General features: G+C 48.7%; 19 protein-coding genes and 5 pseudogenes. 6 read left to right on the top strand and 18 right to left on the bottom strand.

The features are described 5' to 3' along the window. Positions 1–52 precede the first annotated feature (52 nt). From CLOSYM_RS07380 to CLOSYM_RS07365, 4 genes are read right to left on the bottom strand one after another with little or no spacing between them, the layout of a single operon-like run. Complete coding sequence (locus CLOSYM_RS07380; RefSeq protein WP_021641617.1) at positions 53–418, bottom strand: hypothetical protein; 366 nt, start codon at positions 416–418, stop codon at positions 53–55. Then, entirely contained in the window at positions 396–1,808 is a 1,413-nt protein-coding gene (locus tag CLOSYM_RS07375) for a [Fe-Fe] hydrogenase large subunit C-terminal domain-containing protein (RefSeq protein ID WP_021641616.1), read from the bottom strand. The genes CLOSYM_RS07380 and CLOSYM_RS07375 overlap by 23 nt, the downstream gene beginning before the upstream one ends. Positions 1,809–1,838: 30 nt before the next feature. Continuing rightward, positions 1,839–2,264: an ATP-binding protein gene (locus tag CLOSYM_RS07370; RefSeq protein ID WP_003507859.1), complete on the bottom strand. Its 426-nt coding sequence runs from the start codon at positions 2,262–2,264 to the stop codon at positions 1,839–1,841. Then, positions 2,264–2,611 carry a DRTGG domain-containing protein gene (locus tag CLOSYM_RS07365; RefSeq protein ID WP_024738282.1) on the bottom strand — a complete coding sequence of 116 codons (348 nt, stop codon included), beginning with the start codon at positions 2,609–2,611 and terminating at the stop codon, positions 2,264–2,266. The genes CLOSYM_RS07370 and CLOSYM_RS07365 overlap by 1 nt, the downstream gene beginning before the upstream one ends. Before the next feature lie 193 nt (positions 2,612–2,804). On the opposite strand from CLOSYM_RS07365, the gene CLOSYM_RS07360 reads away from it, so the two are divergent. From CLOSYM_RS07360 to glnA, 6 genes are all read left to right on the top strand, one after another. Beyond that, a complete protein-coding gene (locus CLOSYM_RS07360) occupies positions 2,805–3,299 on the top strand; it encodes an NADH-quinone oxidoreductase subunit NuoE family protein (RefSeq protein ID WP_003507861.1) in 495 nt (164 codons plus the stop codon). Between the two features lie 32 nt (positions 3,300–3,331). Then, the gene (locus CLOSYM_RS07355; protein WP_021641615.1) at positions 3,332–3,889 is read left to right on the top strand and encodes a sensor histidine kinase; all 558 of its coding nucleotides are present in this window, start codon (positions 3,332–3,334) and stop codon (positions 3,887–3,889) included. 27 nt (positions 3,890–3,916) lie between these two features. Next, a complete protein-coding gene (locus tag CLOSYM_RS07350) occupies positions 3,917–4,294 on the top strand; it encodes a (2Fe-2S) ferredoxin domain-containing protein (protein WP_003507868.1) in 378 nt (125 codons plus the stop codon). Between the two features lie 15 nt (positions 4,295–4,309). After that, the gene (gene nuoF, locus CLOSYM_RS07345) at positions 4,310–6,097 is read left to right on the top strand and encodes an NADH-quinone oxidoreductase subunit NuoF (RefSeq protein WP_003507870.1); all 1,788 of its coding nucleotides are present in this window, start codon (positions 4,310–4,312) and stop codon (positions 6,095–6,097) included. 15 nt (positions 6,098–6,112) lie between these two features. After that, positions 6,113–7,861, top strand: coding sequence for an NADH-dependent [FeFe] hydrogenase, group A6 (locus tag CLOSYM_RS07340; RefSeq protein ID WP_003507872.1), 1,749 nt, complete (start codon positions 6,113–6,115; stop codon positions 7,859–7,861). A gap of 321 nt (positions 7,862–8,182) precedes the next feature. Further along, entirely contained in the window at positions 8,183–9,613 is a 1,431-nt protein-coding gene (glnA, locus tag CLOSYM_RS07335; RefSeq protein ID WP_021641612.1) for a type I glutamate--ammonia ligase, read from the top strand. Positions 9,614–9,730: 117 nt separating this feature from the next. On the opposite strand, the gene CLOSYM_RS07330 is transcribed toward glnA, so the two are convergent. The 14 genes and pseudogenes from CLOSYM_RS07330 to CLOSYM_RS07265 form a co-directional block, all read right to left on the bottom strand. After that, positions 9,731–10,987 (bottom strand): alkaline phosphatase family protein, encoded by a 1,257-nt coding sequence (locus tag CLOSYM_RS07330; protein ID WP_044902234.1) that lies wholly within the window; start codon positions 10,985–10,987, stop codon positions 9,731–9,733. 87 nt (positions 10,988–11,074) lie between these two features. After that, positions 11,075–12,394, bottom strand: coding sequence for an ABC transporter substrate-binding protein (locus CLOSYM_RS07325; protein ID WP_044902233.1), 1,320 nt, complete (start codon positions 12,392–12,394; stop codon positions 11,075–11,077). Positions 12,395–12,470: 76 nt separating this feature from the next. After that, complete coding sequence (locus CLOSYM_RS07320) at positions 12,471–13,388, bottom strand: carbohydrate ABC transporter permease (RefSeq protein WP_021641609.1); 918 nt, start codon at positions 13,386–13,388, stop codon at positions 12,471–12,473. A 17-nt stretch (positions 13,389–13,405) separates the two neighbouring features. Continuing rightward, positions 13,406–14,269 carry a carbohydrate ABC transporter permease gene (locus CLOSYM_RS07315; protein ID WP_003498469.1) on the bottom strand — a complete coding sequence of 288 codons (864 nt, stop codon included), beginning with the start codon at positions 14,267–14,269 and terminating at the stop codon, positions 13,406–13,408. Further along, a complete protein-coding gene (locus CLOSYM_RS07310) occupies positions 14,266–15,306 on the bottom strand; it encodes an ABC transporter ATP-binding protein (protein ID WP_021641608.1) in 1,041 nt (346 codons plus the stop codon). The genes CLOSYM_RS07315 and CLOSYM_RS07310 overlap by 4 nt, the downstream gene beginning before the upstream one ends. A 364-nt stretch (positions 15,307–15,670) precedes the next feature. Beyond that, positions 15,671–16,276: a hypothetical protein gene (locus CLOSYM_RS07305; protein ID WP_044902235.1), complete on the bottom strand. Its 606-nt coding sequence runs from the start codon at positions 16,274–16,276 to the stop codon at positions 15,671–15,673. A gap of 8 nt (positions 16,277–16,284) precedes the next feature. Next, positions 16,285–16,830, bottom strand: coding sequence for a GNAT family N-acetyltransferase (locus tag CLOSYM_RS07300; protein WP_021641605.1), 546 nt, complete (start codon positions 16,828–16,830; stop codon positions 16,285–16,287). A 368-nt stretch (positions 16,831–17,198) separates the two neighbouring features. Continuing rightward, positions 17,199–17,458, bottom strand: a pseudogene (locus tag CLOSYM_RS07295) (DUF3781 domain-containing protein). A 253-nt stretch (positions 17,459–17,711) separates the two neighbouring features. Continuing rightward, a pseudogene (locus tag CLOSYM_RS07290) lies at positions 17,712–17,924 on the bottom strand (ATP-binding cassette domain-containing protein); the annotation flags it as partial. Between the two features lie 19 nt (positions 17,925–17,943). After that, positions 17,944–18,602, bottom strand: a pseudogene (locus tag CLOSYM_RS24010) (ABC transporter ATP-binding protein). After that, positions 18,587–20,727: pseudogene (locus CLOSYM_RS07280) on the bottom strand (ABC transporter permease); the annotation flags it as partial. The pseudogenes CLOSYM_RS24010 and CLOSYM_RS07280, both read right to left, overlap by 16 nt. Before the next feature lie 129 nt (positions 20,728–20,856). Then, positions 20,857–22,269: a sensor histidine kinase gene (locus CLOSYM_RS07275; RefSeq protein ID WP_021641596.1), complete on the bottom strand. Its 1,413-nt coding sequence runs from the start codon at positions 22,267–22,269 to the stop codon at positions 20,857–20,859. Then, the gene (locus CLOSYM_RS07270; protein ID WP_021641595.1) at positions 22,270–22,980 is read right to left on the bottom strand and encodes a response regulator transcription factor; all 711 of its coding nucleotides are present in this window, start codon (positions 22,978–22,980) and stop codon (positions 22,270–22,272) included. A 47-nt stretch (positions 22,981–23,027) separates the two neighbouring features. Continuing rightward, positions 23,028–23,490, bottom strand: a pseudogene (locus CLOSYM_RS07265) (serine/threonine-protein phosphatase); the annotation flags it as partial.

Below are 23,490 nucleotides of genomic sequence, written 5' to 3'. Positions count from 1 at the left end.
CTCCGTTTTTTCATAGATTACTTGACACTACCGTCCGCGGCAGTTCTTTTCTTCAGTCTTTTGCAGACTCCTCTGTCTGGAGAGCCCGGTGTATCTCCAAAGCGCTCTCGAATACGGGCTGTTCTGTGCGCAGCACTGTTATATCCTGCACCCCCGCCTTTTGTGCGGCCGGTTCGTCAAGGGTGACACCCTCCGCCAGAATAATGCAGGCGGCATCTGTCAGGGCGGCCACGGCCAGAGTGTTGATATTTCCCATCACTGTCACCCAGGCGCACCCCTCCGGCGCGCGGCTCATCGCAATGCTCAGGAGATCACAGCAATAGGTTCCCGTCACTTCGCGTTCCACGTCCGTCCCCTTATTCAAGATTTTGAACTGCCCTCCGGCCGTCAGCTTCTCAATCAGATTGTTTAAGGTCATCCCCGGTCCTCCTGGTATTCTTCTCAAGCCGTGACATCTCATCGGCAATTTTATGTACACACTCACGCAGCACATAGACGGCCTCATCACCGAAATTCTCACCGTCTATCAGATAGTCCGCCATGATCGTCACTTCCTCCGTCAGTTTGTGCAGATTTTCCCTGAGGTAATAGATGCAGTCCTTCTCATCCGCCTCGCCGCGCACGATGTCCTCTGCAAGCGCTTTACAGGTCGGCGCCCCGCAGGAGCCGCAGTCTAAGCCCGGCAGCTTTTTACAGATCCGCTCCACCTGGTTGAATCTGGAAAAACTCTCTGTCAGCGTGTTCCCCAGATTGAATACAGGTTCAAATTCCACAGGTTCCGTCCAGTTTACACAGCCCCTGGCCTCTTCGTCCAGATGGCTCTTGGAAACCGGCATATATTTGTGGAGCCATTTTAGCTTTACCTCCGCAACGTAAGGGTTCTCAACCGTCAGCACGCCTCCGACGCAGCCCCCGTTGCAGGCGTTTAACTCAACGAATTTCAGATTGGAAAATTTCTGATCCTCCATATCCTCCAGCACACGGATGACGTTCTCAATTCCGTCGGCCGCCAGATAGCTCTCCGTAAACAGGCCTCCGGCCTCGCCGCTTCTGCGGCCCCAGCCAACCCCGATTTTGCCCGATTCCGACATGTCGGGCGCCTTGGGATCCACGGTCTGCATATAGGATATCAGCTGCGGATATACATCCTTAATCGCAAGTACCCGGTCCACTTCGCTTCTGTCGGTCCCAAGCGGGGACTTGACATAGGTTACTTTCGACGGGCACGGTGAAATAAAGAAGATTCCTATCTTCTCCCTAGGCAGTCCCGTCTGTTCCATCGCCTTTTTCACGGCCATCTGGGCCGCCACCTCGATCGGCGGTTTTAACGGAAGCAGATTCGATATTAAATTAGGAAACTTCACCCGGATCAGGCGCACTACCGACGGACAGGCCGTACTGATAAACGGCGTTCCCGAGTAGTTGGCCGCTATGTATTCCCTGGTGGCCTCCGAAACCATCTCGGCAGCGGCGCTCACCTCAAAGACATCGTCAAATCCCATCAGAATCAGGCCGTTCAGCACGATATTCACATCATCAAGATTGTTAAACTGGCTGTACAGTGACGGCGCCGGAAGCGCTACCGTGTAATCATAATGCTGTAATGAATCCAGCGGATCGTAGAGTGCCAGCTTCGCATGATGCGGACATACCCGAATGCATTCCCCGCAGTCGATACAAAACTTGCTGTTTATCTGCGCCTTTCTGTTTCTCACCCGAATTGCCTGGGTGGGGCATCGCTTGATGCAATTAATGCATCCCTTGCAAAGCTCCGGGTCCAGACGAACGGAATGGTAAAATTTATCCATAGCCTTCCCTCCTCACCCGGACAGACTGTTTTATGCAACATTGACAATCATCGTTATCGTCGTTCCAACTCCCAGCTCTGTCTGGATATCCATATAATCAGAATATTTTTTCATATTGGAAAGCCCCATGCCGGCTCCAAAGCCCAGGCTCCTGATCTCGTCAGGCGCGGTGGAATATCCTTCTTTCATTGCGAGTTCGATATCAGGGATACCCGGCCCCACGTCGGCCAGAACCATCTTTATGGTCTCCGGTGATACGTCCACCGTGATTTCCCCGCCTCTGGCATGGATGACCATATTAATCTCTCCCTCGTACATGGCAATCGAAACCTTTCTAATCGCTGTGGGACTAATCCCAAGCTGTTTTAATTTATTCTTTACGTCGCTGCTGGCTTCCCCCGCCCTTGTAAAATCATCGGGAGAAACCTTGTACTGCAGTGTAATCACATCATCCATCAGATTGCACCTCCCCGCAGGCCTGCTTCATAAAGCATGCCGCAGGCAGAAAACATCCTGTGTCCCGTCTCCATGATAACAAGTCCGGTCTCTCTGGCCATGTCCAGGATCTTCTGATCCGGTTTCTTACCCCGGACAAAGATGACACAGACAATATCAAGCATCTCGGCCGTCCTGATTACCTGCGGGTTGCACAGCCCTGTCAAAAGAATGGAATGATCCTTTGAAAAGGCCAGAACATCACTCATCATATCGGCGCCGCAGGCAGTTCTGACTTCCCGATCCAGGTACTGCTCCCCTACGAGGACCCGCGCTCCCAGCACCCTGCGTACGTCTTCTACGGTCATCATAATAATTCCTCCTCATCCTCCTGCAAAATTGTCTTATTTTAACATATGTCTGTCTTTAGGATATCATCGTAAATGGGAATTATCAACAAAAATATTGTGGATTTTTCTGCAATAGCATGATAAACTGTAACTATTCAGGCTAATATAGCAAACTATTACATAAGTTCAGTATTTATGAGGAGGTTAAAACATGTCTCAGAAAAAAGAAGGCGTATGCTTTACCTGCACCGCAGAGCAGGAGGCTGATTTAAAGAGGGTTATCAGCGAATTAAAAGATACAGCCGGAGCCCTGATGCCGATTCTTCAGCACGCACAGGAGATTTTTGGTTATCTTCCTATCGAAGTCCAGACCATGATTTCCGATGAAACCGGCATCCCTCTTGAAAAAATCTATGGAGTCGCCACATTCTATTCACAGTTTTCCCTGCAGCCGAAAGGCCAGTACCGGATTTCTGTCTGTCTCGGCACCGCCTGCTATGTAAAAGGTTCCGGTGATATTTTCAAGAAACTCGAAGAACTGCTTGGCATCACCAACGGCGAATGTACGCCCGACGGTAAATTCTCACTGGATTCCTGCCGCTGTGTCGGAGCCTGCGGACTGGCCCCTGTCATGATGATTAATGATGAAGTTTACGGCAGACTGACCGTAGACGATGTGCCCACAATTCTTGCAAAATATGAATAGCGGGATATAAAACCGGAAAGTGAAATAAAAATATGATGACGGAATTATCACTGAATATTCTGGATGTGGCCGAAAATTCCACAAGGGCCGGCGCCGGACTGGTCCGTATTACCGTGGATGCCGATTTTTCATCCGACCGTCTGACCATCTCAATCTGCGACGACGGATGCGGAATGACGAAAGAACAGGTGGAGCAGGTAACGGATCCTTTTTTCACCAGCAGGACGACCCGCAAGGTGGGACTCGGCGTTCCCTTCTTCAAATATGCGGCGGAGAGCGCCGGCGGAAGTTTTACCATCGCCTCTGTTCCGGGCAAAGGGACCGACTTGACGGCCACGTTCGTTTTATCCCATATTGACCGGATGCCTCTCGGCGATATCAGTTCGACGATCCATACTCTGATTGTCTATCATCCGGATACTGATTTTGTTTACACCTACCGCTATAACAAAAAGTCATTTACCCTCGACACCAGACAGTTCCGGGAGATTCTCGGGGATCTTCCCTTTGATTCACCGGAGATTTCTACCTATATTATGGAGTATCTGACCGAAAACAAACTTGAAACTGACGGCGGCGCCTGGTACTAGGCGTCCATGCAGAACGGAGGAAAATCTATGAAAAGCCTTGAAGAGTTAAAAGCAATCCGTGAAAGGATGCAGAACCAGGTTAACTTGCGCGAAAGCGGCACCGGAGCCACCCGTGTTGTTGTCGGAATGGCCACCTGCGGCATTGCCAGCGGAGCAAGACCTGTACTCACCACCCTCTCCAATCTGGTTCAGGAGAAGGGACTGACCGGCAAAGTTATCGTAACCCAGACCGGATGTATCGGTCTCTGCCAGTATGAGCCCATTGTCGAGGTGATGGAGCCGGGCAAAGAGAAAGTAACTTATATTAAAATGAATCCGGAAAAAGCGGCTGAGGTTGTGGAACGGCATTTAATCGGCGGCCACCCGGTAGAAAAATACACATTAAATTCAGCAGATATCAAATAAACAGGAGGAAGCCAAATGTATCGTTCACACGTTTTAGTCTGCGGAGGAACCGGCTGTACTTCTTCCGGCAGCCTGCAGATTATGGAAACCTTGAAAGCTGAAATCGATAAAAACGGCCTTTCGGAGGAGGTCAGTGTTGTCCAGACAGGATGTCATGGCCTCTGTGCGCTTGGTCCGATCATGATTATTTACCCGGATGCCACCTTCTATGCCATGGTAAAGAATGAGGATATCCCGGAAATCGTCTCCGAACACTTATTAAAGGGCCGTATTGTCACCAGGCTCCTCTACAGCGAGACAGTCACACCGGCCGGTATCAAAGCTCTGGCGGATACCGATTTCTATAAAAAACAGCACAGAATAGCACTCAGAAACTGTGGTGTCATCAATCCTGAAGTTATCGAGGAGTATATCGGAACAGGCGGTTACCAGGCTCTTGGCAAGGTACTGACCGAGATGACGCCTGATGAAGTCATTCAGACGCTTCTGGACAGCGGCCTTAGAGGGCGCGGCGGCGCAGGCTTCCCGACAGGCCTTAAATGGAAGCTGGCCAAAGGAAACGACGCCGACCAGAAATATGTCTGTTGCAATGCCGACGAAGGAGACCCCGGCGCATTCATGGACCGTTCCGTACTGGAAGGCGATCCCCATGCCGTACTGGAGGCAATGGCTATCGCAGGCTACGCGATCGGTGCCAGCCAGGGCTTTATCTATGTCCGCGCAGAGTATCCTATCGCCGTGCAGAGACTTAAGATTGCCATTGAACAGGCGCGTGAAATGGAGCTTTTAGGCAAGGATATCTTCGGAACCGGGTTTTCATTTGACATCGATCTGCGCCTCGGCGCCGGAGCTTTTGTCTGTGGTGAGGAGACGGCTCTCATGACCTCCATCGAGGGAAAACGGGGCGAGCCAAGACCGCGCCCTCCGTTCCCGGCACAGAAAGGACTGTTTGGGAAACCATCGATCCTCAATAATGTTGAAACACTTGCCAATATCCCGCAGATAATCTTAAACGGCCCGGAATGGTTTAACGCCATGGGCACGGAAAAATCAAAAGGCACCAAGGTATTCGCTCTGGGAGGCAAAATACATAATACAGGACTAGTCGAGGTTCCGATGGGAACGACTCTGCGTGAAATCGTGGAGGAGATCGGCGGCGGGATCCCGGGCGGCAAGAAGTTCAAGGCGGCACAAACCGGCGGGCCTTCCGGCGGCTGTATCCCGGCAGAGCATTTTGATATCCCCATCGACTATGACAACCTGATCTCCATCGGCTCTATGATGGGCTCCGGCGGCCTGATTGTCCTCGATGAAGACGACTGTATGGTAGACATCGCCAAATTCTTCCTGGAATTTACGGTGGAGGAGTCCTGCGGAAAGTGTACGCCCTGCCGTATCGGCACGAAACGTATGCTGGAAATCCTCACAAAGATTACTAAGGGACAGGCCACAATGGAGGATATCGATAAGCTGGAAGAGCTGTGCTATTACGTTAAGACCAACTCTCTCTGCGGCCTGGGACAGACAGCTCCGAATCCGGTGCTCTCCACCCTGCATTTCTTCCGCGACGAATACGAAGCACATATCAAAGAGAAACGCTGCCCGGCAGGCGTATGTAAGGCACTCCTCTCCTACGTCATCGACCGTGAAAAATGCCGCGGCTGTACGCTCTGTGCAAAGAACTGTCCGGCAGGCGCCATTATCGGAACCGTTAAAAACCCGCATATCATTGATAATGAGAAATGTATCAAGTGCGGCGCATGTATGGAGAAATGCCATTTCGGCGCAATCTACAAGAAATAAAGGAGGAAGATTCAAATGGCGGATATTACAATTAAAATCAATGGCAGGACCGTTACCGCTCCGGCCGGCTCCACGATCCTTACGGCAGCCCGCCTGGCAGGCATTGAGATTCCTACCCTGTGTTTCTTAAAGGAAATCAATGAAATCGGCGCATGCCGTATCTGCGTTGTAGAGGTGAAGGGAGCCAGAACCCTGGTTGCCTCCTGCGTATACCCGATTAATGAGGGCATGGAAGTCTGGACCAACACCCCGCAGGTATTAGCCTCGAGGAAAAAGACATTACAGCTGCTCCTCTCCAATCACGAAAGAAAATGTTTATCCTGCGTGCGCAGCGCCAACTGTGAGCTGCAGGCCCTCTGCCGCGAGCTGGGTGTGGACGACGAAGGTTTATATGACGGAGAAAAAACGCCGTCGGTAATTGACGACAGCGCTGCCCATATGCTCCGCGACAACAGCAAATGTATTCTGTGCCGCCGCTGTGTGGCAGTTTGCGAAAGTATTCAGGGTGTAGGCGTAATCGGCGCCAATGACCGAGGTTTTGTTACGAATATCGGTTCCGCATTCAACATGGGGCTGGGCGAGACAAGCTGCGTATCCTGCGGCCAGTGTATCGCCGTATGTCCGACCGGAGCTCTCCAGGAAAAGGATTTCACAGACAAGGTGTTTGCAGCCATCGCAGATCCCGCCAAACACGTGATTGTGCAGACAGCCCCGGCGGTACGCGCCGCTCTCGGCGAAGAATTCGGGTATCCGATTGGCACAGGCGTGGAGGGAAAGATGGTATCCGCGCTTAAGATGCTTGGCTTTGACAAAGTATTTGATACGGATTTCAGCGCTGACCTCACCATTATGGAGGAGGCCCATGAATTTCTCGACCGCGTACAAAACGGAGGCGTTCTTCCCCTGATCACCTCCTGTTCCCCGGGATGGATTAAATACTGTGAACATTACTTCCCGGATATGACTAAGAACCTGTCATCGTGTAAGTCTCCGCAGCAGATGTTTGGTGCGATTGCCAAATCCTACTACGCCCAGAAGGCCGGAATTGACCCGAAGGACATCGTGTCGGTCAGCATCATGCCGTGTACCGCGAAGAAATTCGAGGTGGGACGCGACCATCAGGCGGCCAACGGCGTACCTGATGTAGATATCGCTTTGACGACCAGGGAACTGGCCAGAATGATCCGGAAAGCCGGAATCAAATTTACCGCGCTCCCGGATGCATCCTATGATTCCCCTCTGGGACTCAGTACAGGCGCAGCCACCATCTTCGGCGCTACAGGCGGCGTAATGGAGGCGGCTCTCCGTACAGCCGTGGAAACTTTGACCGGCGAGGAGCTGAAGGCTCTCGATTTCACGGAAGTCCGCGGTACTGCGGGTATCAAGGAGGCCACCTACAATGTGGCCGGAATGGATGTAAAGGTAGCTGTTGCATCAGGCCTTAATAATGCCAGAGAACTTTTAAACAAGGTAAAATCCGGCGAGGCGTCCTACCACTTCATCGAGATCATGGGATGCCCCGGCGGCTGTGTAAACGGAGGCGGCCAGCCTCAGCAGCCCGGCTACGTGCGGGATACCGTCGATATCCGCGGCCTGCGCGCCCAGGTGCTGTATAATTCCGACAAAGCCAATACAATCCGAAAATCCCATGAGAATCCGGCGATAAAAGAATTATATGCCTCCTTCCTGGGAGAACCCGGAAGCGAAAAAGCGCATCATCTGCTGCATACCAGCTATGTAAAAAGACGGATAAATGGAAATTAATCCGTGAAAAGAAACGTGCGATTTCTGCACGAAAATCCGGATTATACAGCGAGAAACTGCGTTTTTGCAGTTTCCGTGCATCGCAAAGTGAGTTATTGTTTACAGCATGCCGCCTTTTGGCATGGTGTAAACAGTACCTGATAAACGACCGCATGATTGTGCGGTCGTTTATTTATGCTTTCTTCTCGTTCCCCCCTTCCATCGGTTATTCCTACAAACTATAATGTTATAATCAATAGGTATTATACATTTTGCACAATAAATTATATAATATTTATATATATTTAACCATTTACCACAATCAGCAAAGGAGATATCTTTATGAAAACAAGTATTGATGTACGTAACATGTGCGAAGAGCACCAGATTAAGATGATTGATTTCAAAATGATTGATATCAACGGACGATGGCATCATGTAACAATCCCTGTTGCACGTTTTACCGAGGATATCTTTACTTATGGCATCGGATTTGACGGTTCCAACTACGGCTTCGCTCCTGTTGAAAAAAGCGATATGGTATTTATACCGGATCCGGACACGGCGGCCGTGGATCCCTTTGCAGAAATTCCTACGCTGACGATGAGCGGCGATGTATGTGTAATCGGTAAAGACAGCAATACCCCGTTTGACCAGTATCCTAAAAATGTATGCAAGAAATCAGTTGAATATATGAAGGAACAGGGAGTTGCCGATGAGATGCTGATCGGGCCGGAATTTGAATTTTATCTCCTGGATCACGTAAGTTATCAGGTAACTCCGCAGAAAAGCGCCTATCATCTGGATACACGTCAGGCAGAATGGAACAGCGGCCGGGACGATATCGCAAATAATGGTTATGAGGTCGGATACAAAGGCGGCTACCATGCTGCTGCCCCGCAGGATATCGGTTTTGATTTGAGGAACCAGATGTGTCTGGCGCTGGAAGAGTGGGGGGTAAAGGTGAAATATCACCACCATGAAGTTGGCGGTCCCGGACAGATGGAGATTGAGGTGGAGCTCGGTGATCTTGTCTCGATGGCCGACAATACCATGATTATCAAATATGTGATTAAAAACACGGCTGCAAAAGCAGGAAAGACAGCCACCTTTATGCCGAAGCCGATCTACAAGGAAGCCGGCAACGGCCTTCATGTACATATGCTGCTGAAGAAAGACGGCCAGCCTGTTTTCTACGATGAGAACGGTTACTCCGGACTCAGTGAGACGGCCCACTATTTTATGGGCGGCCTGCTGAAGCATATCGCTTCGCTCTGCGCTTTTACCAATCCGTCCACCAACTCATTCAAACGTCTTGTACCGGGCTATGAGGCTCCTGTGACGATTGGCTATGCCACCTCCAACCGAAGCGCCGTCATCCGTATTCCGGCTTATGCAAAATCACCGGATACAAAGCGGTTCGAGATCCGTAATCCTGACGGCACCGCTAATCCATATTATGCCTATGCCGCCCTCCTGATGGCCGGACTGGACGGAATCAGGAATAAGATCGATCCTCACGAGAACGGATGGGGGCCTTATGACTTCAATCTCTATCATTTAACCGAGGAGGAGAAAAAGAAAATCAAAGGCCTGCCGAAATCACTCGGAGAAGCGCTGGACGCTCTTGAGGCGGATCACGAGTATCTGACGGCCGGAGGCGTATTCCCGGAGCGGTTAATCGAAATTTGGCTGGAACGAAAACGCAAAGAGCTGCTTGAAATGGAGCAGATCCCGAACCCGGCTGAATTTAAAATGTACTATGATTTGTAATTGATTCGGCCAGCTGTTAGAGGCATAAATATAAATTCATAAAAGAAGCAGCACCGGAGGTTTAAGCTTTCCTCCGGTGCTGCTTCCCTTATTGACGGCGGTGACCTGTGTATCCCTTTAAAACAGCGGCGCTCCGTCCATTTCCCCTTCCCCATAGGAAAGTCCAAGGATTTTCATCATGGTAGGCGCCTCGTCCACCAATCTGGCTCCTTCAAATACGCCTTCGGGAACACCGGCTCCGCGGACGATGAAACATGGCTTATCGCCTCTGGCCGGTAAGTGCCCATGGGTAGCCACAGAATATTTATAGTCCGTCGTATCCGTCCCTGCCAGCAGATCTCCGCATGCCGCATTGCCAAAGGCATAATTCGGCGCCGCCTCGATCACGTAAGAAAATTCTCCGTCTAAATGGAACTTTTCTTTCACCTCTTCTTTCGTGAAAATATCCCTCACATATCCCAAATCTTTTAAATCTCCCAGCAGACGAAGCACAATTCCCTCCGCCTCCTGCTTTTTAATGTAGACCTGGGCGCTGATTCCGCAGGACTGGATATACGCGTCCCATTCCCTTATATTGCCGGCGCCGTCTGTCCTCACGATACCTTCTCTTGCCAAAAGCACATTAGGGCAGATGTTGTAATCGACCTGAAGATGACCGTGATCACCCAATATGATAAATGTCGTGTCTTCAAACAGTTCTTCCTCTTTCAGTGCTTCAATCACCTGCCTGATCCATCCGTCGTGGAGCCGCAGCGCCTCCTGTACCTCCGGTGCATGCAGTCCGTATACATGGCGGGTGTGGTCGAGATGGGACTGGTGCATAAAGAGAACATCCGGTTTATACCGGTGAATAATATCGACTGCACACTGTACCTGGAAGCTGTCAAACCGCGGATTTTCCTTCCAGTTCATGATATTGCAGTTCTTTTCATAAATTTCCTTCATGGCCGGAGAACTGTTTGGAAGAAGCACTTCCCTCATATCCGGCGTATGATCGTAAGTCCACATTTCCGGAATCATGTAGTCTATCTCTGCTCCGGCTGTGACCGGCCATTCAAATGCCGCGGTCGTCAGGTTATTCTCCTTTGCATAATCAAAAATGGTTTTCACCGTCAAATCCTTATAGTTCCAGTACCATTCCCGGTTATTGGTCCCCGGATCCAGTTTTTCATTATGGCAGATTCCGTGGCGTTCCGGCCAGCATCCTGACATGATCGTTGCATGGCACGGGTAAGTCAGTGTTGGATATACGCATTCGATATTTTTATAGATTCCCGCATGATCCATGATGGCGGCAAAGCCCTCCATCCTGGCTGCATCCTCCAAGTCTGTCGTGAATAAAGCGTCAACACACATTACTACTAATCTGGACATTTTTTCTCTCCTCGCTGTCTAAACTGTCTGCTCTTCTGTTTTAGTTGTTTCTCAATCGGGTCTTGTGCCTGCATTCCTGTATCTGTTTTATTTTAAAAGGGAGTCGCAGGCCGCCGCACACTCGTCAAGCGCTTCCTGGATATCCGTATCGGTTGTCATGATTTTATCCATTCCTTCCTGATACGTTTTTGTCATCTCCGTATACGCCTGTGCCATCGGCCTTCCGCTTCCGTATTGGAGCTGGTCAAGGGCAACTTTGTACTGTGGTGTTTTTTCATATAATTCCACCAGGCGCTCATCGCTGCTGATGCTCTTCCTTGTCGGCAGATACCCCGTTTTAATATGGTTTTTCACCGCACTGTCTTTGCTTGACATGAAATTAATCAGCATTGCGGCAGCCTCCTTCTTCTTTCCCTCCAGGCGGCTGGTCATAACCAGGTTGCAGCCTCCGGTCGGTACTTTATTCTGGGTGTTTTTCGGTATAAAAGCCGTGCCGATCTCATACCCGTTATCGGAGGCAAGCTGAAGGTTATTAGACAGATTTGCAGTTGAAGCGACCCACATCGCCACTTTCTGGTTAACCTCATCTGTTTTAATGGCGTCGGAGGCATTATTTCCGCTGTAATATTTAAAATTGTTCTCCCGCAGGCCGTCCCGCAGAAACTGTGTCATCTCCACGCCCTGCTGCGAATTGAATACGGCCCGGGTCCAGTCTTCATTCACCGTGTCGCCGCTATTGCATCGAAGGAAAGCTTCATAAATCCAGATATCGGATACAAACCCATATCCGCTCACTCCTATATCGGCAAGCTGTTTTGACATGGAGGCCAGTTCCTTCCAGTCTGACGGCCCTTTCTCCGAAGCCAGTCCCGCCTTTTCAAAAAGCGTTTTATTATAGTACAGGACAGGCGTGCTTCTTAAATAGGGGACTCCATAAAGGACTCCGTCCACATAACAGTTCTCCATCAGGCCCGGGTAGAAATCATCCACGTCCTCCTGAGCCACCATCTCCTGAATCGGCTGTATAATGCCTCCGTCGGCAAACGGTTTGATGCTGGCTATCTCCATTACGCAGACATCCGGCTCCTCGTTGGCCACAAATGCGCTCTTTAACTTGGAATGCAGATCATCGTATGTACCCTGATACTCGGCAGTGACCTGAATCCCATTCTCTTTTCCGACCGTCTCGTTAAATTCCTGTATGCGCTCCACATTGTTTTCAGCAATTTTATCCTGCCAGGAATACCAGTAAGTCAACTGTATGATATCTGAACTTTCTCCCGATGACGTGCCCTGGGTCCCGGATGACGCAGAAGCCGAACCGGAAGTACCGGTCGAGCAGCCGGATAAGCAGGCGGACAAGGCCATCATTGCGGCCAGGATGCAGGTTGTAGTTCTCTTTTTCATGTCGATGTTCTCCTTTTGTCTTCTCATAATCGTTTGTGTCTTTATAGACTTTATATTTCCCATATCCGGAGAAGGACTATTTATCTCCAAGATAAGTGAATGCTTTGATAATCTGTTTATGGGCCAGCAGATAGACGGCTACAATCGGTATGGTGAGCATTACATTGCTGGCCATCAGGATGTTATAGTTAATGCCGCTCTCTATGTTGCGCAGGGAGGCGACTCCCACCGGCAGCGTTCTGACCGTGTCATTGGTTGTCATGACAAGCGGCCAGAAGTAATCATTCCAGGTGTTGATAAAAGTCAGGAGCGCCATTGTCACAAGAGTCGGCCGCGCCATCGGAAGAAAGAGCCGTGTGACTATTTTCCACTCTCCTGCCCGATCCAGTCTGGCTGCCTCCACAAGCTCTTTCGGCATCTGGTTAAAGGTCTGCCGGAGCATGAATATGCCGAATGCACTGGTTCCGAATGGAAGAATCAGCGAAGCATAGCTGTTAATAAGCCCCATTTTAGAAAACAGGACGAACAGCGGCAGAAATATCAGCTGCGCCGGCACCATCATCGTAGCTAAGGTCAGGCCGAATAAAAATCCTTTTCCCTTAAACTGGTACTGGGAAAATGCATAGGCGGCCGGTATCACGGTCATCATCTGCAGCGCCAGGACCGCGGCTGTGACAATGCAGGAATTAACCAGGAACCTGATAAAAGGAAATGCACTGAATGCTCCTGCATAATTGGAAAAATGGAACTGCTTCGGGAGCAGGGACGGCGGAAACACCATTGTCTCTCCCAATGACTTAAAGGATGTAATGATCATCCAGTAAAAGGGAAAGAAAAATATCAGCAGCAAAACGGCGCTTGCCAGATTTCTTGCCAGCTTCGCCGCACTGCGCGCCGCCTTCCTGTATATCCGCGTCCGGGCATTTTCCCGCACATTATTTGATATGCCTCCTGAACCAGGAATCAGAGGCTTTTTTTTATCTACTGCAATCATGGTTTACTCCTCCCTCTCTATTGGTAATGGACACGTTTTGACAGCACCGCAAAGTAAAGTATCGTAAACAGCAGCACAATGAAAAACAATACAACACCAATCGCCGCCGCATATCCCACTTTGTAAAACTGAAATCCGTATTCATAGAGTGAGAACACCAGTGTATTCGTTGAATTCTGAGGGCCGCCCTGGGTAATGATCTGAATTGTTTCAAATACTTTAAAAGCTGCGATTACGTCCACCAGGGCTAAAAAGAATACGGTTGGCGATATCATCGGAAACGTAATCCGGCTGAACGTTCTCCATGTATTGGCCCTGTCCAGCCTGGCAGCCTCATAAAGATGCGGCGGGATTCCCTGCAGCGCCGATACCAGGATCAGCGCATTATATCCGACGCTTTTCCAGACATTGATAATGATAAGAGACATCAGGGCAAATTTCGGGCTGCCCAGCCAATCTATGGCCGGAATGCCGAATACGGCCAGCAGGGCATTTAAAAATCCAAAGTCATTGTTCATCAGCCACATCCATAACAGCGCAATCGAGGCCAGTGACACGATATACGGTGAAAACGCCACGCTCTGCAGCAGCCCGTTCAGTCTCGTCTTTTTGGCCAGGAAGACAGCCAGAATCAGTCCGAAACCAACGCCGAAGCCGACGGTGCAGGCCACATAGATGACCGTATTAAGGAGCGTCTGAAAAAATTGTTTGTCGGCAGCCAGCTTTACAAAATTTTGCAGGCCTACAAACTTTTTAAACGGCGAGATCATATCCCACTCATAAAGGCTTAAGCCAATCATATTGAAGATTGGATAAATACAAAAAACACACAGAAGAACCAGCGCCGGAGCAATAAGCAGATAAGGCTTTACTGTTTTCAAACCCGCACCCTCCTTCCGGCTTTATCAAAGAAAAACATACTCTTTTTCATAACTGCTGCCCGGACCGTCTGATCCTCCGGGAGCTGTTTTTCATTGAATGTTTTAAAGGTAATTACTCCAAAGGGCGCCTGAATCCGGTATATGATCTCACTGCCCATCAATTCCCTCGTAAGAATCGGACCTGAAGTAACCAGTTCCCCTTCGCTGACCGTATCCCCTGTCTCCAGAAGCCGGACCTTGGACGGCCTGAAACCAATCGTTTCAATGTCTACAGGAAGCCTGAGAAGCGGATCCATTTCCTCTCTTTTAAAGAGATTCATCGTCGGGTTGCCGATAAATTGTGCCGCAAAAAGGTTATCCGGATCGTTATAGATTTTCTCCGGTGAATCCACCTGCTTAATTTCTCCCTGGTTCATCAGCACAATATCAGTTGCCATAGACATGGCTTCCGTCTGGTCATGGGTTACATAAACAAAGGTGGTTCCCAGTTGTTTATGTAATTCAATCAGCTCTGTCCTCATCTGGTTTCGCAGCTTGGCATCTAAGTTGGAAAGCGGCTCGTCCATCAGGAACACCTTCGGCTGTTTTACCATTGCCCGTGCCAGTGCCACTCTCTGGCGCTGCCCTCCGGACAGTTCTCCGGGTCTGCGTTCCAGATAAGGCGACAAGCCTACAATCTCGCAAATTTCCCTGATTCGCCTGTCTCTCTCCTCCTTCGGCACTTTCGCATTAATTAGGCCGAACTCGATATTTCCCCGCACGCTCATCGTCGGATAGAGCGCATAGTTCTGGAATACCATGGCAATATCACGCTCTCCCGGTTCCATGTCATTGACCCGGATTCCGTCGATATACAAATCACCGGAGCTTAAGCTCTCTAACCCGGCTATCATCCGCAGAGTAGTAGATTTTCCGCAGCCGCTGGGGCCTACCATAACCGTGAAGCTGCCGTCGGGAATCCGCAGGTTCAAATTATCAATCACACAATTGTTTTTTCCATAAGTCTTGTTCACATTCCGCAGTTCAATTTGTGACATTCTGCTCAGTCTCCTTTACTTCCTGTTCTTTCTCATTCATTATTTCTAACGTTCTTACAATAACACTGCACTATTGAGCTAACTATCAGAAAAAGGTTAAGTTTTATCGAAATTTACGTAAATAATTGTAAAATTATCGGAAATTTCATCTGCCGCCATGCCTCGGAAAGAATCCCGCCCGCGTGCTCCCCCGCGGAGCGGTTTTTATTTAACAGGAAATTTTTTCTGTTAAAATAACGATAATCTGTACGCTCCGCGCACAGGTTACCGTCATCAAAAAAAAGCACCGGTATATCAATATACCAGTGCCACAGACAGCTCTTTATTTACTTCAATCTATACGGAAGACTACTTAACTGATTGTTTACTGCTCAACTGAAATGAACGGAGGAAAGGTATCGGAACTGCCTCTGCGCCGCATCGTTTTCGTGTCCACATCAAAACACCTGCCATCGTACTCATAGTGCAGTTTTCCGTCTTCTAAATAAAAACAATGCTCCGATTGAAATGCAACAGATTTAAAACGCCCGTCTTGTACAGGCTGATCCCGATATAATACCTGATCTTCCGATAATTTTAACACTTCCATTTCAAGACGCACATCATAGATACCGCTTACGACAGCCTCTGCCGCCACATCTTTCCCTGAAGCCGAAATAAACCGGAAACAGCCTGTGATACCGCCTGTACTTTTCCGTTTTGCCAGCTCAAATCGAAATAAAGATACAGCGCTGAAATCTTTTCGTATATCCTCTCGCAATCCGTCTTTTCCCATAAGCCAGATCTTCTCGTTCGATACAATAAACATATCCAGTTGAAATCCGCTTTGTGAATATTTCAAATTAGAAAAAGATATCTGATCCGAGTATACGCCCTGTAACCCGCCGTTCTCAAGTTCATAAACCAATTCCTTTGTAAAAAGCGTCCTGCCATTCACATTCGCTTCAATGAAATCAATAATCTCTCTCATCTTATGCATTACAATTCCCTTCTCATATAAATCAGTTCCTGAAATCCTGCGGTACGGGAATTAAAGCCTTTGGGATTCCTGCCGAATTCAACAAAGCCTGCCCTTTCATACATCGATATGGCCCTTGTATTTTCAGCAACCACACTGAGTTCAAGCTGCGTATATCCAGCATTTCCCGCGCATTCGATACAGGCATTCATTAATGCCCATCCGATTCCCAATCCCCAAAACTCTTTGGCGATACTAATACCAAATTCGGCACGATGCCGCACCTTGTATTTCGTGCCTATCGCTTCAAGCCCGGCAGTTCCAGCCACTATATTATCGACCACTGCAATTATCTCAATCTCGTTTTCACTCTCGGACTTTTCCTTCAGGAATTTACTCTCCTGCTTCGAATCAAAAGTATTTTCATCCGGATAGGAAAGCAAATAATCAGTTTGAGAATGCGTTAAATTAAAATTATCCAATACAGCCGGTCCGTCGCTTTCACTGCCATTTCTCAAACAGCATTCCTTATTGTTCTTCAATAGTATGATCTTATTATATTTCAAATTAAATTCCTTTCTAATATAATAGGCCGGTAAACCTTACCATCTGTCATAATGCACCATTGCCGTTTCCCGCCGGGGAGGTAATTCTTTTTCTTCGTCCGGCCAGCCAAATGCAATCACAGAAACGGGCTCCAGCTTAGGGGGTTTAGCCTGCTGCCGTTTTCGATGTGTTAGTTCACATGTAATTTTCGACAAAAGATTGTTCAATAAATTTTTTCATTGCATATATATCAGGAAACTCCTCATATTTAGGAAACCCATCTGAATTATGCGCTGAGTAAGTCAAATGAAAAATATAATAGGTGTCTGTCCCCAATTCATTTCCGTTAAAACTGAGCCGGGTCCAGCAGCCGTTTGCACACGGGCGCTTAACACTTCTTCTTTACCCTGTGGGCCGAATTATGGTATAGCTGTACGCATTGATTGTCGTAATACAGTTATCAATAGTTACATACCAGTTTTTGCCGTTTCTTGTAATAACGGCAGCGTTGGAGGCAATCTTCGTTTTGCACCATCCCACCACGTCTTCCACGTCTAAGGACAGGTTCCGCCGTATTCTCATAACGCCTAATTCCGTCGTATGCAACTGTTCCAAATTTGCCTGTAATTCAGTGTTTTTATTTATCATATTTTCCAGTCGGCGCACTCCGGCGGTGGCCCCTTCCATTACTTACATCGAAGACCGTGGCCTGTGCGCATTGTTTTATTCATTATATCATATTCTGATATTTTTTTCTTGTATGATCTTGCACTGGAGTGTGCTTGTAAATTCACCATATTGCTCCTTGTATCATAATAACACAATCAATACGACAACTGTATGTCATGTTCTTCCATTTGATATTATCCTTTTATATGCCAATCCCTTTCTCCCTGCCTCCGTCAATCACAACCAGGGTGCTGCCGCGGGATACAATCCGGTCAAACAGTTTTAGCAGGTTTTCAATATCAGACATATGCAGGCCGGTGGTCGGTTCGTCCATGATGATAATGTCTCCCTTTTTGCCCAGTTTCTTTGCCAGCTTGATTCTCTGGCGCTCACCACCGGACAGCGTACTCAGCGGCTGGCCCAGTGTCAGGTAGCCCAGCCCCATTCCTATAAAATAAGACAGATTAAATAATCACGCCGTCCTGTACCGTAATCAACCGTGTGCTGCTTTTTGCGGCTTCCGGGGAATGCGTCACCATAAGAATTGTTTGGCCGGTGTCTTGATTAATTTCACGCAGCAATGTCATAATCCCGGCTCCTGTTCTGCTGTCCAGATTTCCCGTGGGTTCGTCTGCAAATAGAATTTCAGGTTTGCCAATCAGTGCGCGGGCGATTGCCACTCTCTGCTGCTGTCCGCCTGATAATTCACGGGGCGTATGCCTGCGGCGTTCGGTCAGGCCGGCCATCTCCAAAATATGCTCCAGCTGTTCCTTGCAGCCGCCCATCTTTTTCCATCCAGTAACAGGGGGAGCAGGATGTTTTCCTCTACACTTAGGTTGGGGATGTGATTATAAAATTGAAAGACAAAGCCTATCTTATGACGCCTGAAACGGCTCATTTTTTCGTCCCCGAAACGGGAAATATCCATTCCATTCAACAGGACATGACCACTGGTTGGAGTATCCAGCCCCCCGAGGATATAGAGCAGCGTACTCTTTCCGGAGCCGGACGGCCCCATGATCGACACAAATTCCCCTCGCATAACCTGTAATGAAATATCCCTTAGTACCCTGGTTGTCGTGTCTCCGATACGAAAATCCTTAACGATATGTTTTCCCTCAATCCCACGGCCGCCAGCAGCAGAATGAAATAGGTCATGCTGTGCATAGGCTGTAAAAAGGCTCCTACAGTGGACAGGGCATCCGAATTAAATTCCTCCACCGTCCGGCTCCAGTTTTGCGTTTCTCCAAACAGGCTGCGGATCTGAACCATAACGGCGTCCGGATTGTCGGCAGTGTAGGCCAGGAATCCGAAATCGGTTGCGCCAAAATCTGAAACTGCATAAGCAGAAGAAATCACCGCTTCCACGTCGGTGGCCCTCGATTTGAAGCTGCCCGCAATCCAATACTTGTTTTGTCCGGAGCGGCCAGCCAGTGTGATGGTATCCCCCACTAAATGGCCGGTGCGCTCTAAGCTGCTCTCACTGAACAATACAGCCCGTTCCTCGCCAAAGGCGGTTAGAGCTGCTGCCTCCATGCCGTCATCCGTATAGTGAAGCGCCATCATCGAATTGTACCAGTCCAAATTGTCGGTCGCCTCCAGACGGCTTACAGTCATGCCGTCCGCCTGCATTTCATTTATAAATACATAGAGGGGCAGCACCTTTTGGATGCCTTCCATATCTTTCACCCGCTCCACAAATTCCGGCTCTATCCTGCCGTCTGCAAATCCCTGCAGTTTAGCGTCCCTGAATACGTCGCCCCATAGGCTGTCACAAAGTTCCCGACAACGGTAATGGCAATTACAGCGGAGATGCTGATAAACAGCAGCGTAACATTTTGTGCTGTATTTTTATTATCCCGCATGTTCCGGGCGGCGAGCCTGCCCTCATTTCCAAAAATTACCCCATAGAGCGCTTCCAGCACTTTAGAGAGCAGATTTGTCAGAAGTGGAACCAGCAGGATGGCGGAGGCAATCAGCCCCAGAAGGGAAATTCCCCCGGCTGGATAAAGCATTTTCCCGATCGCCAGTTTTGGGAGAATAACAGAGGCAGCAAAAAGGATTATTCCGGCCCCGACAATCCGGCGCCGGGAAATCTTCCTTTCCTCCGCACTGCCAAACACCACATCTTTAATTGGCAGCCGGCTTGCCCGGCGTACCGGCAGCCATGCAGAGAGCAGGGAAACAATTACCGCGACGGAAAAAGAAAGTAGAATGCCAACCTGGGAAATTACGACAGGTATCTGGATTCCCTGGGAAAGAGACTGTCCCATCCCCCGCAGGATCACCTTCGTGACAAGCGCGCCGGCAGGAACCCCTAGCAGGCCGCCTGTCACGCCATAAAGCGCGCTTTCCAACAGGAGAATACAAGTCACGGCTTTTTGTGTCGCGCCAATACTCCGGAAGGTGCCGATCACCGGCAGTCGATCCAGGGTAATGACTTTATAACTACCGTAAATAATAAAAATACTCATTGTCAGGGAGAAGAAACTAATCAGGAAAAACGGCATAGATTTTTGCCGTGCATCTGCGGCAATCTGTGCTTCGTTCACTACCTCCAAAACCCGGTATTCCCCGGCCGGGAGCAGCGATGCCAGCTCATTTTTCAGTTCCTCGGTAGAAGTCCCTCCGGCTGGCTCCACTAAAATTTCGGTATAACCGTCCGGCCGGTTTAATAATTCAGACAGTGTGGAAAGGGGCAAAAGGGCTGTGGCCCCTCTTGTATGCCGCAGAAAAACCGTATCATAAGCGGCAATTTCCGCAACTGTTAAAGAAACCGGCTCTCCGCCAATCTGCAGTGTGATGGTATCGCCTTTTTCAATCCCATATTTTAAAGTAAAGCGGTCCGGCAGGATGACCTGATTCCCGGTAAAGTCAGTAATTTCACCGCCGTCTGTCAAACGGGGTGGATTGATTTTAGTAAGCCTGCTTAAGTCAGCCGCAATCAGGTCGATGGTCTCATAATAGCCATTTTCATGATAAAGGACCGAACCCTCCACCAGTCCAACAGCAGCGCGAATGGAAGGCAGTTCCGGAATGCTGTCTGCGCCAATCCCTCCATCCACCGCTGTCACGGATAGAGTCGCACTGCCGGCCATACCACACGCCATTTTCCGTTGTGCGCTTTTATAGGATGCACCGATGGAAAACGACACAAATAACAGAGTGGCGGACAGCAAAATTGACAGCAGCATGACAGCAGTCCGCATTTTCCTCTCTTTGACATTTGTAAAAATATACTTCCATATGATTTTCAATTGAACACCTGCTTTCCGTCAGACAGCCCTCTCCTTAACGCAGAAAAAGGCCGGCAACTATCACTAAAACTATGATAGTCTGCCAACCTTAATCTAATTTTCAGGCAACCTTAATTAACCTTAACCGGTCAAAAATTCAATTTGAAAAGTTGTCCCGATATCAGGGACACTGGCAACAGAAATTCTGCCGCCGTGCAGCTCGATAATACTCCTGGCGATTGCCAGCCCCAAGCCGCTCCCCTCCGGCTTTTGCCGTGTATCAGTTCCCCGGTAATAGCGGTCAAAAAGATGCTCCGTTATTTCCGGTCTCATCCCCCTTCCATTATCAGACAAGTCTATTTTCAAAACGAAATCTGAGACCAGCACACGCAGGGTAATTTCAGTATTTTCATTCCCATGCACAAAGGCATTGATTATCAAATTACGGAAGGCCCTTGTGAAAAGAGTCTGGTCAAAGGTAAAAGAAACAACATCCGCTGCGGTCTCAAAATGAATGATACGATTTTCGTATTCCGGGGTATTCAGAATGTCAATCGCCAGCTCTTTCAGAAAACGGATCAGGTTCTGCTTCTCCCGTTTTACTGGGAACATTCCATTTTTTAATTGATAAGTCAGCTTGAGATCGTCGATCAGTGTCTCCATGTAAGAGACGTTTTTCAGCATAATTCCTGTATAACGACGGCACTGTTCTTTATTTTTAAAACCGGTCTCTTCCATCATTTCCGCATAGCCTCTGATGGGGGAAAGGGGCGCTTTCAGGTCATGGGTGATATTGGCGATCCATTCCTCGCGCATTTTATCTGTCTGCTCTCTCAACAGGTCGACGTCTCTGATTTCCTTGTCCAGTGTGTTTAAGCTCTCATATAAATCGTGGAAAACGCCATTGTTTTGGATGGGTAGATAGCGGCGGACAGAAATCTCCTGTACGGCAGTCATCAGCCGCTTCATCGCCTTTGTTATAAAAAATCCGTAGAGAAGGCCAGATAGCAGGACCAGCAAAAGCAGTGACAAAAGGATCGGCAGGAGTATGGCTTTGCCGCCTGCAAACCTCTCTCCGTTCAGATACATGGTTACTTTGGAGATATTCACAGGAAAGTACAAAACATAAGTGCATTCGTCTCCGGCATTTTTAACCGTGCCGATAAAGGCGGTTGTTCCTTCCTGTGTTATCCGTCCTGTTTGATTAAGCTCCAGCAATTCAACATTGGAATATGCGGTCTCAGCCTCTTCCGGTTTCTGATAACTGAATATTTCCTGGCCGAAAGCATCTAAAAGCTGTACTCCAATCCCATTGTCCTGTAAATCTGCCAGCCCCGCCTGTCTGATTTGCGGAACTGTATTAATAAAAATGATTTGATCCCCGAATCTCTCTGTAAATTCTTTTGGCCAGTCGCTTCTTGCAATCCCCTCTCCCGGCTTATGAATGGTGATTACCAGAAAGAGAAGACAGCCTGCAAACAAAACAGTACCTAACAGCGATAGAAAGACAATCAGGTATATATGAAATATGGTGCGGTAACCCGAGCGTTTCATTTATTCGATCCTCTTTTTGAGTTTATATCCTAAGCCCTTCACGGTGATGAGCTGCCGCGGATGGGATGGGATATCCTCAATTTTTTCCCGCAGATGCCGGATATGGACCATAATTGTATTGTCACAAATCGCGCTGTATTCTCCCCATACCTTCTCATAGAGCCGTTCTTTACTGATAATTTTATCTGCATTTTCCATAAGGCAGGTGAGCAGAAGATATTCACGGCCGGTCAGTCCAATCTCCGTCCCTGCTTTATAGGCCCGGCAGCTTTCCTTATCAAGCAGGAGCGGGCCAACGGTCAGACAGTTTTCCTCCTTTGAGGGTAAAACAGTTTGATACTGCTGGCGGCGGAGCTGTGCCTTAATGCGGAACACCACCTCCCGCGGACTAAACGGTTTCGTAATATAATCGTCACCGCCGCAGGAAAGGCCGAGGATTTTATCGACATCGTCATTTCTTGAGGACAGGAATAAAATGGAGCAATACGAAAACAATCGGATTTGTCTGCATACCTCCAGCCCGTCAATGTCGGGAAGCATAATATCAAGAACAATTACATCAGGTTGAAAGTCACGGCAGATTTGCAACGCATCTGTTCCGGTACAGGCTTTCCGGATATCATGGAACCCCTCTTTTTGCAGCGCCTCTTCTATTAAATCAACAATATCCTTTTCATCGTCAACAAGCAGAAGTTTATGATCCGTTTCCATCACCTACCCTCTTTCTCCGGTCATCCGCAGGCTGGTTTGCCTGCTTTTTAATAGTATCTCACCGAAACTCCCTTCCCGAGTCTTTTCAACACATCCTCAATCTGATCAACCAGCTTCTGGCGCACCCCCAATTGAAACGGCAGTTCCGTATTCTGATAGGCCGCATTCACGGCTTTTCCGACAAACAAATGTAAATCCGTACATTGCTCAATCAGAAGTTTTGCCAGCATCGACGCCCCGTTCGGCTTATCCAGCTCTATAAAGAATGCCTCATCTATCTCATCGTCTCTCGTATACTGCTCCAGAAGCTTAAGGACGCGGTTCATCGTCACCACTCCCTCCGTCACAAGATCGATTCCTTCGATACTGGCGGTCGGCGGTATATTCGGATCAATCTCCCCGGTAAACGCCACATTGATTTCTTTTTCCAGCACCCGCGCTACAATATTGGCGCTGGTTCCGCCGCAGACCACCTTTACTGCATTTTCATCGGCCATAAAGTCTGTTACC

The organism is [Clostridium] symbiosum ATCC 14940 (assembly GCF_000466485.1).
In the GTDB taxonomy this organism is placed as follows: domain Bacteria; phylum Bacillota; class Clostridia; order Lachnospirales; family Lachnospiraceae; genus Otoolea; species Otoolea symbiosa.
The sequence above is the reverse complement of the archived record's forward strand: the minus strand, read 5'-3'. Positions and strand labels throughout refer to the sequence as shown.

What these genes read in the sequence shown, in the direction of transcription:
- CLOSYM_RS07310 (WP_021641608.1), bottom strand. Translation starts at nt 15,306, where the DNA reads ATGTCACAAATTGAACTGCGGAATGTGAACAAGACTTATGGAAAAAAC.
- CLOSYM_RS07275 (WP_021641596.1), bottom strand. Translation starts at nt 22,269, where the DNA reads ATGAAACGCTCGGGTTACCGCACCATATTTCATATATACCTGATTGTC.
- nuoF (WP_003507870.1), top strand. Translation starts at nt 4,310, where the DNA reads ATGTATCGTTCACACGTTTTAGTCTGCGGAGGAACCGGCTGTACTTCT.
- CLOSYM_RS07320 (WP_021641609.1), bottom strand. Translation starts at nt 13,388, where the DNA reads ATGATTGCAGTAGATAAAAAAAAGCCTCTGATTCCTGGTTCAGGAGGC.
- CLOSYM_RS07355 (WP_021641615.1), top strand. Translation starts at nt 3,332, where the DNA reads ATGATGACGGAATTATCACTGAATATTCTGGATGTGGCCGAAAATTCC.
- CLOSYM_RS07360 (WP_003507861.1), top strand. Translation starts at nt 2,805, where the DNA reads ATGTCTCAGAAAAAAGAAGGCGTATGCTTTACCTGCACCGCAGAGCAG.
- CLOSYM_RS07375 (WP_021641616.1), bottom strand. Translation starts at nt 1,808, where the DNA reads ATGGATAAATTTTACCATTCCGTTCGTCTGGACCCGGAGCTTTGCAAG.
- CLOSYM_RS07305 (WP_044902235.1), bottom strand. Translation starts at nt 16,276, where the DNA reads ATGAGAGAGATTATTGATTTCATTGAAGCGAATGTGAATGGCAGGACG.
- glnA (WP_021641612.1), top strand. Translation starts at nt 8,183, where the DNA reads ATGAAAACAAGTATTGATGTACGTAACATGTGCGAAGAGCACCAGATT.
- CLOSYM_RS07330 (WP_044902234.1), bottom strand. Translation starts at nt 10,987, where the DNA reads ATGTCCAGATTAGTAGTAATGTGTGTTGACGCTTTATTCACGACAGAC.
- CLOSYM_RS07270 (WP_021641595.1), bottom strand. Translation starts at nt 22,980, where the DNA reads ATGGAAACGGATCATAAACTTCTGCTTGTTGACGATGAAAAGGATATT.
- CLOSYM_RS07365 (WP_024738282.1), bottom strand. Translation starts at nt 2,611, where the DNA reads ATGACCGTAGAAGACGTACGCAGGGTGCTGGGAGCGCGGGTCCTCGTA.
- CLOSYM_RS07380 (WP_021641617.1), bottom strand. Translation starts at nt 418, where the DNA reads ATGACCTTAAACAATCTGATTGAGAAGCTGACGGCCGGAGGGCAGTTC.
- CLOSYM_RS07370 (WP_003507859.1), bottom strand. Translation starts at nt 2,264, where the DNA reads ATGGATGATGTGATTACACTGCAGTACAAGGTTTCTCCCGATGATTTT.
- CLOSYM_RS07325 (WP_044902233.1), bottom strand. Translation starts at nt 12,394, where the DNA reads ATGAAAAAGAGAACTACAACCTGCATCCTGGCCGCAATGATGGCCTTG.
- CLOSYM_RS07350 (WP_003507868.1), top strand. Translation starts at nt 3,917, where the DNA reads ATGAAAAGCCTTGAAGAGTTAAAAGCAATCCGTGAAAGGATGCAGAAC.
- CLOSYM_RS07340 (WP_003507872.1), top strand. Translation starts at nt 6,113, where the DNA reads ATGGCGGATATTACAATTAAAATCAATGGCAGGACCGTTACCGCTCCG.